We start from the raw sequence: 16,561 nt of genomic DNA, 5'->3' as shown, positions 1-16,561 counted from the left end.
GGGTAAGCATGGCTAAAGCTCGAAGATTCAGCCGTTATCTGGCGCTGGCCGGGACGGCGTCGCTTTTGGGTGCGGCCGGCCTCGGCTACGCTTGGCTGCGCAGTTCGTTGCCGGCTCTGGACGGCGAGCGTAACTTGCCGCAGTTGTCGGCGCCGGCAACGGTCGCCACGGACAGCCACGGCATTCCGTCGATCCGCGCGAACAATCGGACCGACGCGGCAAGGGTGTTGGGTTACGTCACGGCCCGCGACCGGATGTTTCAAATGGATTTGATGCGGCGCAAGAACGCCGGCCGTCTGGCCGAAATCTTCGGCGACAAGGCTTTCGCCAGCGACAAGCAGGCGCGGATTTACGGTTTTAACGTCCGTGCCGGCAGGGTGCTGGCCTCTTTGCCGGCCGCGCACCGCCAGTATCTGCAAGCCTACGCCGACGGCGTCAACAGCTATTTGCTGCAAGCCAGGGCGTTGCCGTTCGAGTTCGGCGCCCTCGGTTACCGTCCGGAACCCTGGCAGGCCGAGGATAGTTTATTGGTGGTGTTCGGCATGTTCGAAACTCTGACCGCCCGTGCCGAGCAAAGCGAGCGGATGCTCAGCGTGATGCAGCAAACCTTGCCGGCCGATGTCGCCGCGTTTTTCACGCCGGATAGCGATCGCTATACCGACCAATTATTGCCGGCATCGGCATCCTTACGGCCGCCGCTACCGCTGCCGGCCGCGGCCTTGCAAACGCTATTGGCAACCAACGGAGGCGCTGTGCCGCCGCTGGCCGATGCCGGCGCCGGCGAATCTATGGCCGGTTCCAATGCCTGGGCGGTCGCCGGCCGCAAAACGGCCGACGGCCGGGCGATACTGGCCAACGACATGCATCTGAGCATCAATGTACCGAACATCTGGTACCGAATCGAACTGGCCTATCCGGGGGTCGAGGCTGTCGGCGTCAATTTGCCGGGTACGCCGTTTCTGATCGCCGGCAGCAACCGGCATCTGGCCTGGGGCATGACCAATGTCGGCGGCGATTTTCTGGATCTGGTCCAACTCGAAACCGATGCCGACCATGCCGGGCAATACCGGGTCGGCGCCGACTGGCAGGACTTCGAATTGCGGAGGGAGACGATTCGGATCAAGGGCGGCGGCGAACGCGAGGTCTTAGTCCGGGAAACCCGCTGGGGCCCGGTCGCCGACAAGCCTTTGCTGGGCCGGCCGGTGGCGATCCGCTGGGCGGCGCTGGATACGGCCGCGGTCAATACCGAATTGCTGGAACTGGAGCAAAGCCAAAACCTGGAGCAAGCGCTGGCGATCGCCAACCGTGCCGGCGGGCCGCAGTTGAACATTCTGTTCGCCGATAGCGGCGGCCATATCGCCTGGACCCTGACCGGCAAAATTCCGTTGCGTTTCGGCGGCGACGGTGCGGTCAGCAAATCCTGGGCCGACGGTAAAACCGGCTGGAGCGGCTATTTGCCGGCGGAACGGATGCCGCGCAGCGTCGACCCCGAGCAGGGCTTTCTGGCCTCGGCCAACGAACGCCGGTTCGGTGCCGATTATCCGGTCGTGATCGGCCACCAGTTCGCCAACGGTTATCGGGCGTTCCGGATTTCGCAGCAATTGCGGCAAATCCCCCGCCACGACGAATGGTCGCTGTTCAATCTGCAATTGGATACCGAATCGGAGTTTTTCGGCTACTACCGGCAACTGGCCTTGCGCGCGCTCGGCGCTATCGATCCGGCCGCGCAACCGGATGCGGCGGCGCTGCGCGCTTACCTGCTGGCCTGGAACGGCCGGGCCGACAGCGACAGCTTGGGCCTGCCGCTGTTGGTCGAATTTCGTAAACAATTGATCGAAGCGGTATTTGCGCCGTTCCTGGCGGCTTGCAAACAGGCCGATCCCGATTTCAGCTACGCCTGGAATTATGCCGATACGCCGCTGCAAGCCTTATTGAATGCCGCCGATCCGGCGCTGTTGCCGGATGCCGGCCGTTACCGGAACTGGGACGGCTTCGTCGCCGCGCAATTGGCAAAGGCCGCCGCGAACTTGCTGGAGCGCAATCCCGGTAAACGCTTGGCCGATTTGACTTGGGGCTCGCAGAACAAGGCCGCTTACTCCCATCCGTTCACCAAGGCCATGCCGTTTTTGGCGGCCTTTCTGAACATGCCGGAGCAGACCCTAGCCGGTTGCACCGGATATTGCGTGCGGGTGGCCGGCGCTAATTTCGCCGCCAGCGAGCGCCTGGTGGTTTCGCCGGGACATTGGCAGGACGGCATTTTGCATATGCCCGGCGGCCAGTCCGGCCATCCGTTGTCCGAGTTCTATATGGATCAACAGCCCTACTGGCTACAGGGCCTGCCGCTGGCCTTACAGGCCGGCCGTGCCGAACACCAGTGGACGCTGACGCCCTAGTCTGTTGCGGATAAGTTGCCTATCCGCGCTTGCGGCGGGCGGCGGGGAACGCCTGGTAATGGGTTGAGCGTTTGCCGGACTTTTCCGGTCTGGCGCACGCACGGCGTCCGCTCTATGGCAGAATGCCTGTATTGCGATTTTCAATGGAGATTTATTGCCATGTCCTTATCCAGAGTCCTTCCGATTTTGTGCAGCGTAATGCTGGCCTCCTGCGCCGAGACGCCGGAGGCACCGGCGCCGATTCCGCCGACGCAGTTGACCTTGCAAATCAATGCCGGCAAGCAGTTGAATCCCGATGCGGCCGGCAAAGCCTCGCCGGTATTGCTGCGGATTTACGAATTGCGCGAACAGAGCGGCTTCGCCGCGGCGGATTTCTTTATGTTGTTCGACAAGGAGCAGGTTGCTCTAGGCGGCGATTTGTTGCGCAAGCAGGAATTGCTGATCAAGCCCGGCGAACAGAAAACGCTGCCGATAGACCCGGCAGCGGACACGCGCAAGATCGGGTTTTTCGCGGCCTTCCGCAAACTGGACGACGCGCAATGGCGAGCGCTGGCGCCGTTGGTCCCGCACCAGAATAACACCGTCACGTTGGATATGGACCGTAATGTGCTCAGCGCCAAGGCGACTGCGGTTGATCCCGCTCCGCCGGCACCGGCGGAGCCCTGAGTTCGCGGCACACACCGGGTTTCGCCAAACTTGGCCATGGCTGGTGCGACGGTGATCAGGTCCGGCCGCAGGCGCCGGCGCGCAACTTTATTAAACTATGTTAAATATTGCATGCTGCTGCGGCATATCGCGCAAATTTCTCGAGCGGAATCGGCAGTATTTGTTTGCCACTATCGCTAAGACCTTGTTGGAACAGGCGCTGGCAGCGTTCTGGCACGGGTTTTGGTTGCCTCCGGCCATCGCTTCGCCTGGCCGGGACCATGAGCACTATTCTTGATATTTCCGATCTGATAAAAACCTACGACGACGAATTGCGCCGCGTCATGTTCAGACGTTGCGGCTGCACAGACACGGCGGGCGACATCGTTCAGGAAACCTACCAGCGCATGCTGGCCGGCGACCTGTGGCGCCAGGCGGAAAATCCGCGCGCTTTGCTGCACCGTATCGCCGCTAATCTGGCGACCGATTACGAACGCCGCCGCCAGGTGCGCGAGCAGTATGCGCATTACGAGGACGCCGCGGCTGAAGAAGCCGGTGCCGACAGCGCGGCCGATCCGGAACAGATCAACGCCGCCCGCGAGCGCCTGAACCGGCTGGTTTCCGCGGTGGAGCAGCTACCGCTAAAGTGCCGTACCGTGTTCGTCATGCGCAAATACGAGGGCCTGAGCCATGCCGAGATCGCCGAGCGTTTGGGGATCTCGCGCAATATGGTCGAAAAGCATCTGCGCAACGCACTGGCGGCATTGCAGGACTGCGACGACTGACGCCGTTCCTGTTTTTGCGCCAGCGCGCGTCCTATAATGGCAACGCTTCCTCATATTACGCTGCCGATGACTGCTTCCTTTTCCCCAACGCTGCCGCGCTGCAGCCTCCTGCACCTCTGCGGCGAGGCTGCGCGATGAAAATCCCGGAATCGGTCAAGGCCGAGGCCCGCGCCTGGTGGGTCAGAATGGACGGCGGAAGCAACGCTCCCGAGGTGTTGGTCGAGTTCGAGCGCTGGCTGGCGGCAGATCCGGCGCATCCGCAAGCCTATCGGCAGGTAGAGCAGTTGTGGAGCGATCTGGCCGAAGTGAAACATCGCTTGGCTTCGGTGTCGGCCGATTTGCGGTCCGAGCCGCGAAAACCGGTTTCGGCGAAAATCTGGCGGCGAGTCCGGTTACCGCTGGCATTGGCGGCGAGTTTGGCGCTGTGGTGGCTGAGCCCATTATCGTTGGGTTTGCGCGCCGACTTTCATACCGGTTTCGGCGAAGTACGCGATATTGCTCTCAGCGACGGTTCTGCGGTGCATTTGAACGGCAACAGCGCGCTGCTGGTTCAATTCGGCGCCGGCCAGCGCCGTTTGACGTTGTTGCGCGGCGAAGCGCTGTTCGAAGTCAGTCCCGACCCGGCAAGGCCCTTTCAAGTACAGGCCGGCGACGGTGTGATCACCGCTCTCGGTACTGCATTCAACGTCCGCTTGGACGGCGGCCGGGTGGTGGTCGGCGTCACCGAGCACCGGGTGGCGCTGGAGCTGGTGCGCGGCGGCCACCCGCAACGCGGCATGCTGGCGGAGGGCCAACAGGCGGCCTTTAGCCGAGAGCAAGGCATCGGCCCGATCCAGGATGTCGACAAACAGGCCGCCGCGGCTTGGCGGCGCGGCAAACTGGTATTCGAAAACCGGCCGCTCGGCGAAGTGGTCGCCGAATTGAACCGCTACCATCGCGGCCTTTTGCTGATCGAAGACCCGGCCCTTGCCGAGCGCCGAGTCAGCGGCGTGTTCGGCACCGGCCAACCGCTGGCGGTGCTGGCCGCGATCGAGTCTTCTCTAAACATCCATTCCACCCGCCTTGGCGATTATCTGATTCTGCTGCACCGCTGACGCCCGCCGCTCTCGCCGGGCTTTCCGGTTTTTTCATGCCCTCACCTCCTGTTTTCGGCCGCTGCTGCGTCAAAAGTAGTGTTAGCCATCAGATAACAACGTAGAGGGATATGCATGACACCAAAATATACCAACATTGGCCCCTGCCGCCGCGGCTTGAGAAGACGGGTTGCGGCTTTGGCCCTGGGCGCGGGGATCGCGGTTACGGCAGCCCATGCCGACGACGCCGTGCGGCCGTTCGACATTCCGGCCGGTACGCTGGCCACGGCCTTGAACCGGCTGGCCGAGAACGCCGGCCTGCAATTGGTGTATGACGCATCGATCGCGGAAGGGCTCAGCAGCCGACCGTTGCGCGGCAGTTACACGCCGGAAGCGGCGCTGCAACTATTGCTGCGCGATAGCGGTTTGAGTTACCGCATTGCCGAGAACGGCAACGTGGTGATCGAAAAACAGACTTTGAATTACCGGCAGGACCCGGCCGCATTGCCGGCAGTCAACGTGATCGGTAACAAGGCCTACGATCCGAACAATCCGTTCAACCAGCTGTATGCGGTGCCGAACGCGTCCACCGCAACCAAGACCAATATTGCAATCATGGACACGCCGGTCTCGGTCCAAGTCGTGCCTCGTTCCATATTGAACGACCAGCAGGCGGTCCGCTTCGAGGATGCCGTGATCAATAACGTCAGCGGCGTGCAGCGCGCCTACGGCACCGCCGATATGTACGAAAGCTTTATCGTCCGCGGTTTCGACTCGGGCGAACAAAACTACCGGAACGGCTTTCGGCGCTCGATGGGTAAATTCGACGTATCGAACATGGAGCAAATCGAAGTGCTGAAAGGTCCGGCGGCGGTGCTGTACGGCCGCTTGCAGCCCGGCGGCATGGTTAATTACGTGACCAAAAAGCCGTTAGCCACGCCGTATTACCCGCTGCAGCAGCAATTCGGCTCGTTCAGCGAGTACCGCACCACCGTCGATGCCACCGGGCCGCTGGATAGTGCAAAAACCCTGCTCTACCGCTTTAACGGCGCCTACGACAGCGGCGAGTCGTTTCGCGACATCGTCGACCACGAACGCATATTCATCGCACCGTCGCTGACCTGGCGGCCGAACGACCGTTTCGAGGCCAATCTGGATATCGAAAAGCGTCACGACAATTATATGGACGATTACGGCGTGCCGGTGCTGGACAACAGACCGGTGGTCGGTCGGCGCAATTTGTTCACCGGCGATCCGGCGTTTCGGCCGCGCCAGGACAATACGCTGGTTTACGCCGACTGGAGCTTCAAATTTAACGACGATTGGGCGATCAAGCATAAATTCCAGTGGGACGAAACCGACATCGTCTTCGGCGGGCCGGGGCCCAACGGCAAGCTGAATGCGGACGGCCGTACTTTGGGCCGCTGGGTCATTACCGGGACCTCAGAGCGGCGCTCGTATTCGACCAGTCTGGATTTGACCGGCAAATTCGAGACCTACGGCCTGAAACACAATGTGTTGGTCGGCGGCGACTGGTTTTTCTTCAACCAGGATGCGCCGGATAATATGTTTGCTTCCAGCGATTGGGGCGATCCGATCAATTCGACCTTCGATATCGACAATCCGCGCTACGATACGATCGATGTCGCGGCGGTCAACGCAATCCGGCCCAACTGGTTCTGGCGCGAGCGCGACGATTGGTACGGCGTCTATTTTCAGGACCAGATCACGATCTGGGATAAATTGCACATCATGGGCGGCGGCCGCTACGACATGGCCGGCTACGGCGGCTTCGGCGGTACTTCCTGGGAAGCCACCAAGGATGGCTTCAGCATGCGCCACGAGGACAAATTTACGCCGCGGGTCGGCATTCTGTACCAGCCTTGGGATTGGTTGTCGGTTTACGGCAATTACGTCGAATCCTTCGGCAGCAACAACGGTCGCAATGGCTTGACCGGCGGTACCTTTCAGCCGCAATCGGCCGAACAGTACGAAATCGGCTTCAAGACCGAATTGTTCGAGAAGCGCTTGTCGTCCACCGTGGCCTACTACCACTTGAAAAAAACCAATATGCTGACGGCCGACCTCAGCACGCCCGACCCTTTGGACCAGGTAGCGATCGGCGAAGCGCGCAGCCAGGGCATTGAGGTCGATATCAAGGGCCAGCTCAGCGATAACTTCAGCCTGGTTACGACCTATGCCTATACTGACGGCCGGGTTAGCAAAGATAACAACGGCACGGAAGGCAAACGCCTGCTGAACGTGCCCGAGCATCAAGCCAGCCTGTGGGGAAGCTACCAATTTACCGAGCATTTCAAGGCCGGTTTAGGCGGCGTAGTGGTCGGCAAACGCGAGGGCGACACCGCCAATAGCTTTCAGTTGCCCGGTTACACCCGGCTGGATGCGATGGCGGCTTATGTGCAGCCGATCGGCAAAACCCGCCTGACCGCGCAAGTCAATGTCTATAACTTGCTGGACAAGGAATATTTCACCGGATCGACCTCATGGATACCGACTGCCAACGTCGGTGCGCCGATTTCGGCGATGGGTTCGTTGAAACTGGAATACTAAAATCCTAGCGACCTTGCGAAGGGGCGGTTCCCGGTCAGACGGGAGCGGCCCTGCCGCTTTTCAGTTTTTTGTTTACGCACAGGCAGACGCTGCTGCCGACCTGGTTCTACCCGGACACAGCGTAACGATGGGTTGCGATTGCGGATTTGCTGGATTTTGGTGCGGATCGCACCAGATTGAATGCCGATTGCACTCCATGCCCGGCTGCGAATTTGCGGCGCGGAGGCCATCCTTGCCTGGATAGAAGTGTTTCGTCCACGCTTCTATCCAGGTATTCCCTGGCGTCGTTGTTTTCCATGTTCACGGGGGAGAGAACTTAACTTCCTTGATGCCGCCATTTGTTAAACATTATTCGTGCCAACTCTGCTTGTTGCGCGTTGCCGGGGATTGCGACTGCTTGGAGGCGACTGGACGGATCAATACTGTGTTATTTGCCGCATTTGAGGCCAATTTTTAGGCGATATGCCGTAAATATTCGTTTCCGACCGCTGTCAGCTCAGATTTGCTGGTATCGGCATGGATCGGGGCGCAGACCAATATTGCACCGGTTTGGTGCCGACGCGCCGAATGGCTGCACACCACGCGCTTGCAAGCGCTGCGTTTGCCATTGTCGACACGTCGCCATGGCCGCCGAATCGTGGATAATACCGGGCTTGTTTATCACGTTGGCATCGCTTGTGAAGCATTTTCGCCACCCGGCACGTTACCGCTTGCCGCCTACCCGCCGCAGCAAGTCGGCTCCCCATTGGTCCGGGCGGGTTAAACGCTTGGCTGCTTACGCAGCGGTTTTTTTTCTGGTCAGTTCCTTATTGCTGGTGGCGGCGCTGCGAGTTTTGCCGGCGCCGACTTCGGCCTTCATGCTGCACCAGCATATCGACGATCTGGCCGCGGGCAGAGCTTACCGGCCGATCAATCAGCATTGGGTCGGTCGCGAGCGGATTTCGGCGCATGCCTTTCACGCCGTGGTTGCCTCGGAGGATCAATTGTTTTTCCAGCACAACGGCTTCGACGTCGATGCGATCGGCAAAGCCTTTAACCAGTATTTGCGCGGCGGCAAGTTGCGCGGCGCCAGTACGATTAGCCAGCAAGTAGCGAAAAACCTGTTTCTGAGCCCGGCGAAACATTTCGTGCGCAAGGGCTTGGAGATCTGGTTTACCGTACTGATAGAGGCGCTGTGGGACAAGCAGCGGATTTTGGAGGTGTATCTGAACATCGCCGAATTCGGCGATCACCTGTTCGGTATCGAGGCCGCCAGCCGGCATTACTTCGGTATTCCGGCCCGGCAGTTGTCGGCGGCGCAAGCGGCATTGCTGGCCGCCACGCTGCCGAATCCGATCTTGCTCAAGGCCGACCAACCCAGTGCTTATGTGCTGAAACGGCAGAGCTGGATTCTCGGCCAGATGCGGGCCTTGCCCGATTGAGTAAGCCGGCGGCGGATCAGTCCAGATCCTCTTCCGGCTCTGCCGCGTCGGCTGCGGTCGAATGGCCGGTGTCGCTGATCAATTGTTTCAGGTATTTGTAAAGCAGACGCGCCGACTTCGGCGGTTTGGCTTCCTTGGCTTCTTTCAGCGCGTTGCGTTGCAGTTGGCGCAGATGCTGGGTATCGGCCTCCGGAAATTCCGACACCAGTTGCGTCAGCGCGGCATTGCCGGCTTCGCTCAACAGTTGGTCGCGCCAGCGCTCGGCCTGGTGGTGTTCGCGTACGCCGTGGGCGCTGCGGTTCTTCAAGCGCGCCAGCTTTTCCCGGATCGCGTCGACATCCAGCTCGCGCATCTGGCCGGTGATGTACTTCAACAGGCGCTTTTTCGCCGCATTGCGGCCCATTTTGCCGGCGTCGCATAGCGCTTTCTCGACGTTTTCCGGCAATTCGAACTCGGCGATGTGGGCCGGTGCCAACGCACTGATTTCTTCCGCCATTGCGAAAATCGCCGCAATCTCTTTTTTGATCCGGGTCTTGTTGGGGCGGACCGCGTAATATTCGACTTCGTCCTCCTCTTCCTCTTCGTCGTCGTACGCGTAATGGGTGCGGTCGTCGTAGCCGTCGTCCTCGAAATCGTCGTCGTCTTCGAATTCTGCGTCGTCGTAATCTTCGTGTTTCATGTCAAACCATCGATATTAAAAACAATACGAACATCGCCACCGCAAGCAGCGGCACGATCACGCCCGGCCAATCGGATGGGCTATTTTTGCTGCGCTCTATCGCGGCCTTGACGCCGGGGCGCATCCAGAACAGGATCAGCAGGGCCAACAGGCCCAGCAGCAGATTTTCCCAAGTTGATTCCATAGTCGCTCGCGAGTCGGGTGCGGCGGCTTAGCCGCCGAATAATTGGTGGTCGATCAAATCGCACAGGCAATGCGAGATCAATAAATGCACTTCCTGAATCCTGGCCGTCGAATCGGAAGGCACCCGGATTTCGATATCGGTCTCGTTCAACACGCCGGCCAAGGCGCCGCCATCCTTCCCGCTCAAGGCGATGACGGTCATGTCGCGATCGTGGGCGACTTTGACGGCCTTGACGATATTGCCGGAATTGCCGCTGCTGGTGTAGACCAACAGGATGTCGCCGGCCTGGCCTAGTGCCCGCAATTGTTTGGCGAACACTTCGTCGTAGTGGTAATCGTTGGCGATCGAGGTGATGGTCGAGGTGTCGGTGGTCAAGGCAATCGCCGGTAGCGCCGGCCTCTCGCGTTCGAAGCGGTTTAGCATTTCCGAGGAAAAGTGCTGGGCGTCGCCGGCCGAGCCGCCGTTACCGCAGGTCAGCACTTTCCGGTCGTTGACCAAGGCTTCGACGATTTTCTGCGAGGCGAATTCGATCAGTTCGCACAAGCTGGCCATCGCATTTTGCTTGGTTTGAATACTGTCGGAAAAATGGGCGATGATGCGGTCTTGTAAGCTCATAGTTCAGGTTTGAAACGCGTTTTTGATCCAATTGAGGCGGTTATCGCCGGAGATTGCCACTACATCGAAACGGATCGCGCAATGGCTCAGGTTGTTGATTATGACATAGTGTTGCGTGGCCGCGACGATGCGCGCCTGCTTTTGCGCGGTAATACTGGCCAACGCGCCGCCGAATTGCTCCGATTTGCGGTAGCGGACTTCGACGATGACCAGCACCGCACCGTCGCGCATCACCAGATCCAGCTCGCCCTGCTTGCAGCGGAAATTGCTGCAGATCAGTTGCAGGCCTTGCTGTTGCAGATAGACGGCCGCCCTTTGTTCGGCGCCGGCGCCTTTTTGCAGATGGGCCGGTTTGGGCTTGCCGAATAGCATCATTCGAGGTAAGCGGCCGCAGCGGGTACTCCGGCCTTGAATTCGGCGCAGGCCAATTTGCGGGTGATGCGGTTTTCGCCGTTCAACGCTAAACGGCCGGTGGCGCCGGCATAAGATGCGGTGCCCAGCTGGCCTAATTGACCCAATACATTGAAGGCATCGACCCCCAACGCCACCAATTTGATCTGGCTGTCGCTCAGGCCTTGCCAGGCGCTTTGCAACGCTTGTTGGCTGAGCGGTCCGCTATAAACCTCGCCGAACAGCCAAGGTACATCGCAAAACGTGATTTTACCCAGATCGGTGTCTTTGGCCGGATTGGGGCGGCCGCTATAAATGTTCGGCATCGCGTAGACGGCAAGCTCGCTGCTCTGGCTGTAGCGCAATTGCGGTGCAATTTCCCGGGCCTGCTCCGGCCCGGCGCTGATGAACACGGCCAGGGCCTGTTTTTCGCCGGCGGCATTTACGCTTGGCGCCAGCAGGGCTTTGACCACGGCACTGAAGTCGCGCGATTTCGGATCGTAACTCTGTAATCCGAGCACGGAGCCGCCGGCCGCTTGCCAGGCCGACATCAGATAGTGGCGGATGCGTTGGCCTTGCGGCGTTTCCGGCGTCAACAGCACGGCGTTCTGCAAACCGTCGCGGCGAGCTTTCAATACCAACTGTTCGGCGTCGTCGATCGGGCTCAGGCCGAATTGGTAGAGGTTGGCTTTGCTCAGGTTCTCGACATGGTTCAACGCCAGCACCGGCACGCTTAACTCGCCGCTGTCGGCCAGGGTCTGAATCTGCTCTTTCACTAACGGACCGATTACCTGTTTGGCGCCGTCGGCGACGGCTTGTTTGTAGAGCGCGACGATGTCGCCGCTGTCGCTGTCGTAATATTTCAAGGCTGGTTGCGGCGCGGCACTGGCCGCCAGGCGGTAGGCGGTGGCCAGGCCGTTTCTGATCGCCTTGCCGGCAGCCGCATACTGGCCGGAATTGGGCAGCAGCACCGCGATTAGCGGGCCGCTGGCCGCAGTCGCAGCCGGTTGCGGCGTTTGCTGGTCCGGCTCGGGCGCCGCTTCTGCGGCGACGGCAGGCGCACCGCTCAAGTAAGCTTGCAAATAGTCGGCATTGGCCGGATGGCCGGGAAAGGTTTGCTTCCATTGCTGGATTTGGCCGGCGCTATCGAAGCCCGGCATGTTGCGCTGTTTCAATATTTTGGCCAACGCCATCCAGCCGCTCAATTCGTCGGCGACCGATGCGGTGCTAGTCAGGGTTTCGTTCGGCAATACGCTGAGGGCGTCGAGAATGGCGATGATGTTTTGCTTTTGCCGGTCGCGGTCGGTCAACAGTCGGCCCAGCTTCAACCGCATCCGCACGCCGGCCAGCACATCGCCGAGCAAGGACTGGGCAAAAGCCATCGATTGGTAGTAGGCGATCTGGTCCGCTTCCGCCAGCACCGCCGGCCTTACGCCTTCCAATTTGCGCACTGCGCTTTCGGCATCGCCCATGCTCAGCGCAATCTGGCCGTCGATGAGTTTGTATTTGCTGGTTTGTTCCGGGTTCAATTCGGCCGGATTCACCGCATCCAGCGCCTGGCGGGCGCCGGCGCTGTCGCCGGCTTGCAGGCGGGTATCGGCGTCCAGCAATCGCACTCCGCTGCGGCTGTCTTGCAAGCGGTAGCTACGCGCAGCCGCCGAGGCCTCTGGCGGTTTGGGCCGTTTGGCGCTGGCCGGCGGCTTGACTTCGAATTGCGGTTTGCGGGCCGGCGGTTCGCCGGCACAAGCGCTGAGCAGCAGTAGGCCGAAAAAACAGCAGCTCGACAAACGACGCGGCATAATGGCGGCCAGTTTAGATGCGGACATGAGAGGGCCTGGAAAAACAGATGTACGGAAAATTATACGTGGTTGCCACGCCGATAGGTAATCTGGCCGATTTCAGCTTCCGGGCTTTGGAAGTACTGAAACAAGTGGATCTGATCGCCGCCGAGGACACCCGGCACGTCAAGATGTTGCTGGCGCATTACGGCGTCAACAGACCGCTGGTTTCTTTGCACCAACACAACGAGGACAAAGCCTCGCAAGGGCTGGTGGAGCGGATGCAGCAGGGCCAATCGATCGCGTTGGTCTCGGACGCCGGCACGCCTATCATCAGCGATCCGGGCCTGCCGCTGGTCAAACTGGCCCGCCAGCATGGCATCGAAGTGACTCCGATACCGGGCGCCTGCGCATTGATTGCCGCATTGTCGGTGGCCGGGCTGCCGACCAGCCGCTTCAGTTTCGAGGGTTTTCTGCCGCGCACCGGCTCGGCTCGGCGCGAATTTTTTCGAGACAAACTTTCCGACGAATCGACCTGGGCCTTTTACGAGTCCAGCCACCGGATTCAGGCAGCGCTGGAGGACATGCTGGCAGTGTTTCCGGCAGACCACCGCATTGTCGTGGCGCGCGAAATTACCAAACTGCACGAAACCATTGCCGACGGCAGTCTGGCCGAAGTGTTGGCGCGAGTGCAAGCCGACGAAAACATGCGCAAAGGCGAATTCGTCGTCGTGGTTGCCGGCAGCCCGCCGGCGGAAAAATCCGATTTGATCAGCGACGAAGAACGCCGAATATTGGCTTTGTTGCTGCAGGAATGTTCCATCAAAACCGCTGTGGCGCTGGCAGTGGAGATCACCGGCCAGCGCAAGAAGCCGCTATATCAGGCGGCATTGGCGATGCAGGGCGAAAGCGGCGACTGATAGTCGGCTCAGTTATAGCGGCCGCTGGGGTCCGGCGTGAATACCCCGACCGGGCGGGCGAAGGTAAAACGGGCCGGGGTCAGCACCAAGGCTTCGGCGCCGATCGCAAAAGCATTGTGCGGCGGCGCGATTGCAGCAAAAGCGGTCAGCGGCGACAACGCGGCAAATAAAGCGGAACCGACCAGCGTGGCGATCAACCCGCCCGGGCGGGCGATGACCACATCGACCAGAAATGTGCCGGTCGGCGCCCGCTCCTCGGCAGCCAGCGGCGCTGCGGCTAGCAGCATCAAACTCAAGGCAAAGGCTTTGTGCATGGCGTGACTCCTGTTTTTATAAAGTTTATTCTCGGCCGGCAGGCTACCACATCAAGTCGTCCGGAATTTGATACGCCGCGTAAGGGTCGTCTTCGGCGGCAATGTCGTGGTTGGCGTCGTTCAACACCACCACGCTGGCCGCATCGCGTTGCTGGATTTTTCGCGCCACTTCGGCCGGGACGATTTCGTAGCGGTTTTCCGTTTTGGCGATGCCGGCGCGGCCGCTGCTCAAGGCGTCGCGGACTTTTTCGGAAACATACAGGGTTTTGACTTTGTTGGCGTCGGTAAAGTTATAGGCCACACCGTTGGCATCCTGGGCAATGCGGTTCAAATCGACGATTTGTTTGATCTGCGCCGCCAACGCTCTCTGTTCTTCGGCCAGCTTGCGTTGCCTGTTCAATTCCCGGTCGCGTTCGGCCTGTTGCTGGCGCAATTGTTCCGCGCTCAGTTTCACTTCGTCGACAATCTCGACGCCGTTATTGCGCTCCAGTTTGCTTTGCTTGCGCTTTTCGGCTTTGACCTGCTTCAGCTTGGCGTCGTTGGACAGGCCGGATTTCAACAGTTGTTCTTGCAGCGACAAGGTTTGCGGTTTCTTCATGGCTAACGGGCGGAAATGGACGGGAAAAACGCCGGCAGCATAGCACAAAGCGCTTATTGGCCCAGCATCTTGCCGGTGGCGTATTGCCACCAATTCAGCGGCTTGGTCAGCGGCCGCTCGCAGCGGTCGTAGCCCTGGTATTCGATGCCGCGGAAAATATCGTCGCGCAGCCAGCGGTAAGCGGCCGGCGCGCTTTGCTGCAGGCGTTCCGGAATCAACACGTATTGCGCGACCAGTTCCGCCAGTTTTTCCTGGGTGGTGCCGTCGTAGCGGCCCTGGTTGACTTCGCCCAGATATTCGAACGCTTCGAACCATTTCGAAGGCCACAGCGCCAACTGGGCCTCGGCGATGATTTTCATGATCTCGGCGTCGTTGGAAATCTTGTGGTACTTGTAAAAGAAGTAGAGATCGTCCTCGCCGTTCCAGAAATGGAAATTGTCGATGGTATGGGCGATCTCGTGGACCACGATCGGCAGCCGGAAATCGACCAGGTACTCCACGCCGATATCGCGGTAAGTGCCGCCTTCCTTGCCCTTGTCGAAGGCCTTGACGGTAAACACGATCAGATTCTGGCCACTGAACACCTGGGCCACGGTCTGCGAGCGAAAGCCGATGCCCGGCACCAAGGTCAACGGATGGGTGTGGTCCTGCCAGATGCTGTTTTTGTAATCTTCCTGGAACGCGTCGCGGATCAGTTGCTGCATCGCCGTGGGCTTGTCGGCGATCTCCTGCTCCAGTTTGTCCACCGGTTTGGCTTTGCTGATGCTTTGCCTGAGAAAGGCCGGAATCTTGCGGATCGCTTTCTCGAAGATCCGTAAATGATCGACGGAAAAGCGTTTCACTTGGTAGCGATAGTCGTCGCTGTGCTTGACCACGGTTTTGGTATCGTAAAACAAGGCCAGCGCCCGCCAGGCGGCTTCGCGGTCGCCCCAGTATTTTTCCAGCACGCACAGCTCGCCGGCGGCATTACCGGCGCAGTCTTCGCGGTAATCGGCCAGGTCGTCCAGGTGGTCCTGGTTTTTATGGTCGGTCAATACTGCGACGGCCTGGCTGCGCAGCCCGGGATGTTCGGCTTCGTAGAAACGGATGATGTCGGCCAGCGCCGCGGTCGGGGTGTATTGCTGTTGGCTGGTCGTGCACAACAGTTCGTTGGTTTGCGACAGCGTGAAGAAGCGGTTTTGAAACAACGGCGCCGGCGCTGCGCCGGCGCTGGCAGCGTAACCGAGAACCAAGCCCAGCCCGCCGCATCGGATTAAAACGGATAAAACGCTCAACCGCTTATTTGTCCAGACCCATCGCATCCCAAAGTTTTTGAATTGCGCCTTCGTCCTTGTAGTTGCCTTGCGGCGCACCGTTCGGGTAGTTCAGTTTAAACACGCGTTCGGCGTCGGCGGCCAGTTCCTCCATGCCCAATTGGCGATAGCCGTCCTGCATGATTTGCAGCGCGAACGGTACTGCCGGCGTGCGCTGATATTCCTTGACGATGTAATTGGCGCGGTTGACGGCGGCGATGTAGGCTTTGCGCCGCATGTAGTAATCGGCGACGTGGACTTCGTACATCGCCATGTTGTTGCGTAACGCGACCATGCGCAGCTTGGCGTCGGCGGCGTATTCGCTATTCGGATAGCGGCGGATCAGTTCCTGGAAGTTGTCGTAAGCGTCTTTGGCCGGGCCGGGATCGCGTTGCGAGGAGTCGGTCGGCAAAAAGCGGTCGATAAAGCCGATGCCGCGGTTATAGTTGATCAAGCCTTTCAAATAATAGGCGTAATCGACTTTCGGATTGCGCGGATGAATCTTGATGAAGCGGTCGGCGGCGGCAATCGCGGCTTCCGGATCGTCGTTCTTGTAGTAAGCGTAAGCGACGTTGAGTTGGGCTTGGGCGGCGTAGTCGCCGAACGGGTAGCGCGATTCCAGCGCTTCGTAAAGCGTCACCGCCTTCGAGTAGTTTTTGTTGTCCAGCGCTTCCTTGGCTTTTTCATGGAACATTTTATCGTCCCAGCCGGCGTATTCCTCTTCCTTCTCGCTGGACGAACCCTTGCCGGAAAATGCTTCCAAGGTTTCGCACGCCGGCAGCAGCACGATCAGGCTGGCGGCGAAAACGGTTTTTACTAAAACTAATCGCATACGTTTATCAACACGTTGTAATATTGCTGGTTTTTTGCGGCATTTGGCAGCATTTGGGCCGCGAGTATAAC

16 protein-coding genes are annotated in these 16,561 nt (G+C 59.7%); 7 read left to right on the top strand and 9 right to left on the bottom strand.

The features are described from left to right. Positions 1–8: 8 nt before the first annotated feature. The 6 genes from NP603_RS00965 to mtgA all read left to right on the top strand — a co-directional run bounded on the left by NP603_RS00965 (position 9) and on the right by mtgA (position 8,888). A complete protein-coding gene (locus tag NP603_RS00965) occupies positions 9–2,393 on the top strand; it encodes a penicillin acylase family protein (RefSeq protein WP_256609046.1) in 2,385 nt (794 codons plus the stop codon). 159 nt (positions 2,394–2,552) lie between these two features. Beyond that, positions 2,553–3,059: a type VI secretion system lipoprotein TssJ gene (tssJ, locus tag NP603_RS00960; RefSeq protein ID WP_256609045.1), complete on the top strand. Its 507-nt coding sequence runs from the start codon at positions 2,553–2,555 to the stop codon at positions 3,057–3,059. A 260-nt stretch (positions 3,060–3,319) separates the two neighbouring features. Continuing rightward, entirely contained in the window at positions 3,320–3,823 is a 504-nt protein-coding gene (locus tag NP603_RS00955; RefSeq protein ID WP_256609044.1) for an RNA polymerase sigma factor, read from the top strand. Between the two features lie 134 nt (positions 3,824–3,957). Continuing rightward, entirely contained in the window at positions 3,958–4,917 is a 960-nt protein-coding gene (locus tag NP603_RS00950) for a FecR family protein (RefSeq protein WP_256609043.1), read from the top strand. A 114-nt stretch (positions 4,918–5,031) separates the two neighbouring features. After that, positions 5,032–7,467 (top strand): TonB-dependent siderophore receptor, encoded by a 2,436-nt coding sequence (locus NP603_RS00945; protein WP_256609042.1) that lies wholly within the window; start codon positions 5,032–5,034, stop codon positions 7,465–7,467. 677 nt (positions 7,468–8,144) lie between these two features. Beyond that, positions 8,145–8,888, top strand: coding sequence for a monofunctional biosynthetic peptidoglycan transglycosylase (gene mtgA, locus NP603_RS00940; protein WP_256609041.1), 744 nt, complete (start codon positions 8,145–8,147; stop codon positions 8,886–8,888). Positions 8,889–8,904: 16 nt separating this feature from the next. Here the strand turns inward: mtgA and yjgA are convergent, their stop codons facing one another. Genes yjgA through NP603_RS00915 form a run of 5 tightly spaced genes read right to left on the bottom strand, consistent with a single transcriptional unit; the run spans position 8,905 to position 12,582 of the window. Further along, complete coding sequence (gene yjgA, locus NP603_RS00935; RefSeq protein ID WP_256609040.1) at positions 8,905–9,567, bottom strand: ribosome biogenesis factor YjgA; 663 nt, start codon at positions 9,565–9,567, stop codon at positions 8,905–8,907. 1 nt (position 9,568) lies between these two features. Continuing rightward, positions 9,569–9,751 carry a hypothetical protein gene (locus NP603_RS00930; protein ID WP_256609039.1) on the bottom strand — a complete coding sequence of 61 codons (183 nt, stop codon included), beginning with the start codon at positions 9,749–9,751 and terminating at the stop codon, positions 9,569–9,571. 27 nt (positions 9,752–9,778) lie between these two features. Then, positions 9,779–10,366, bottom strand: coding sequence for a phosphoheptose isomerase (locus NP603_RS00925; RefSeq protein ID WP_054763367.1), 588 nt, complete (start codon positions 10,364–10,366; stop codon positions 9,779–9,781). Between the two features lie 3 nt (positions 10,367–10,369). Further along, positions 10,370–10,741: a YraN family protein gene (locus NP603_RS00920; protein ID WP_371928717.1), complete on the bottom strand. Its 372-nt coding sequence runs from the start codon at positions 10,739–10,741 to the stop codon at positions 10,370–10,372. Then, positions 10,738–12,582, bottom strand: a complete 1,845-nt coding sequence (locus NP603_RS00915) for a penicillin-binding protein activator (protein WP_256609038.1) — start codon at positions 12,580–12,582, stop codon at positions 10,738–10,740. The genes NP603_RS00920 and NP603_RS00915 overlap by 4 nt, the downstream gene beginning before the upstream one ends. 20 nt (positions 12,583–12,602) lie before the next feature. Between NP603_RS00915 and rsmI the strand changes: the two genes are divergently transcribed. Next, a complete protein-coding gene (rsmI, locus tag NP603_RS00910; protein WP_256609037.1) occupies positions 12,603–13,454 on the top strand; it encodes a 16S rRNA (cytidine(1402)-2'-O)-methyltransferase in 852 nt (283 codons plus the stop codon). A gap of 8 nt (positions 13,455–13,462) precedes the next feature. Here rsmI and NP603_RS00905 read toward each other — a convergent pair whose 3' ends face one another. Genes NP603_RS00905 through NP603_RS00890 form a run of 4 tightly spaced genes read right to left on the bottom strand, consistent with a single transcriptional unit; the run spans position 13,463 to position 16,490 of the window. Continuing rightward, the gene (locus NP603_RS00905) at positions 13,463–13,768 is read right to left on the bottom strand and encodes a hypothetical protein (protein ID WP_256609036.1); all 306 of its coding nucleotides are present in this window, start codon (positions 13,766–13,768) and stop codon (positions 13,463–13,465) included. A gap of 43 nt (positions 13,769–13,811) precedes the next feature. Next, positions 13,812–14,366 (bottom strand): DUF2058 domain-containing protein, encoded by a 555-nt coding sequence (locus tag NP603_RS00900; protein ID WP_256609035.1) that lies wholly within the window; start codon positions 14,364–14,366, stop codon positions 13,812–13,814. A 53-nt stretch (positions 14,367–14,419) separates the two neighbouring features. After that, complete coding sequence (locus NP603_RS00895; RefSeq protein WP_256609034.1) at positions 14,420–15,598, bottom strand: hypothetical protein; 1,179 nt, start codon at positions 15,596–15,598, stop codon at positions 14,420–14,422. Positions 15,599–15,644: 46 nt separating this feature from the next. Next, complete coding sequence (locus NP603_RS00890) at positions 15,645–16,490, bottom strand: outer membrane protein assembly factor BamD (protein WP_256609033.1); 846 nt, start codon at positions 16,488–16,490, stop codon at positions 15,645–15,647. Positions 16,491–16,561: the final 71 nt, after the last annotated feature.

This window comes from Methylomonas aurea (assembly GCF_024505045.1).
GTDB classification, from domain to species: domain Bacteria; phylum Pseudomonadota; class Gammaproteobacteria; order Methylococcales; family Methylomonadaceae; genus Methylomonas; species Methylomonas aurea.
Note: the sequence above shows the minus strand (reverse complement) of the source record. Positions and strands in the feature narration are given on the sequence as shown.

Coding starts and splice junctions, on each gene's coding strand:
- NP603_RS00965 (WP_256609046.1), top strand. CDS start 9: ATGGCTAAAGCTCGAAGATTCAGCCGTTATCTGGCGCTGGCCGGGACG.
- tssJ (WP_256609045.1), top strand. CDS start 2,553: ATGTCCTTATCCAGAGTCCTTCCGATTTTGTGCAGCGTAATGCTGGCC.
- NP603_RS00955 (WP_256609044.1), top strand. CDS start 3,320: ATGAGCACTATTCTTGATATTTCCGATCTGATAAAAACCTACGACGAC.
- NP603_RS00950 (WP_256609043.1), top strand. CDS start 3,958: ATGAAAATCCCGGAATCGGTCAAGGCCGAGGCCCGCGCCTGGTGGGTC.
- NP603_RS00945 (WP_256609042.1), top strand. CDS start 5,032: ATGACACCAAAATATACCAACATTGGCCCCTGCCGCCGCGGCTTGAGA.
- yjgA (WP_256609040.1), bottom strand. CDS start 9,567: ATGAAACACGAAGATTACGACGACGCAGAATTCGAAGACGACGACGAT.
- NP603_RS00930 (WP_256609039.1), bottom strand. CDS start 9,751: ATGGAATCAACTTGGGAAAATCTGCTGCTGGGCCTGTTGGCCCTGCTG.
- NP603_RS00925 (WP_054763367.1), bottom strand. CDS start 10,366: ATGAGCTTACAAGACCGCATCATCGCCCATTTTTCCGACAGTATTCAA.
- NP603_RS00920 (WP_371928717.1), bottom strand. CDS start 10,741: ATGATGCTATTCGGCAAGCCCAAACCGGCCCATCTGCAAAAAGGCGCC.
- NP603_RS00915 (WP_256609038.1), bottom strand. CDS start 12,582: ATGTCCGCATCTAAACTGGCCGCCATTATGCCGCGTCGTTTGTCGAGC.
- rsmI (WP_256609037.1), top strand. CDS start 12,603: ATGTACGGAAAATTATACGTGGTTGCCACGCCGATAGGTAATCTGGCC.
- NP603_RS00905 (WP_256609036.1), bottom strand. CDS start 13,768: ATGCACAAAGCCTTTGCCTTGAGTTTGATGCTGCTAGCCGCAGCGCCG.
- NP603_RS00900 (WP_256609035.1), bottom strand. CDS start 14,366: ATGAAGAAACCGCAAACCTTGTCGCTGCAAGAACAACTGTTGAAATCC.
- NP603_RS00890 (WP_256609033.1), bottom strand. CDS start 16,490: ATGCGATTAGTTTTAGTAAAAACCGTTTTCGCCGCCAGCCTGATCGTG.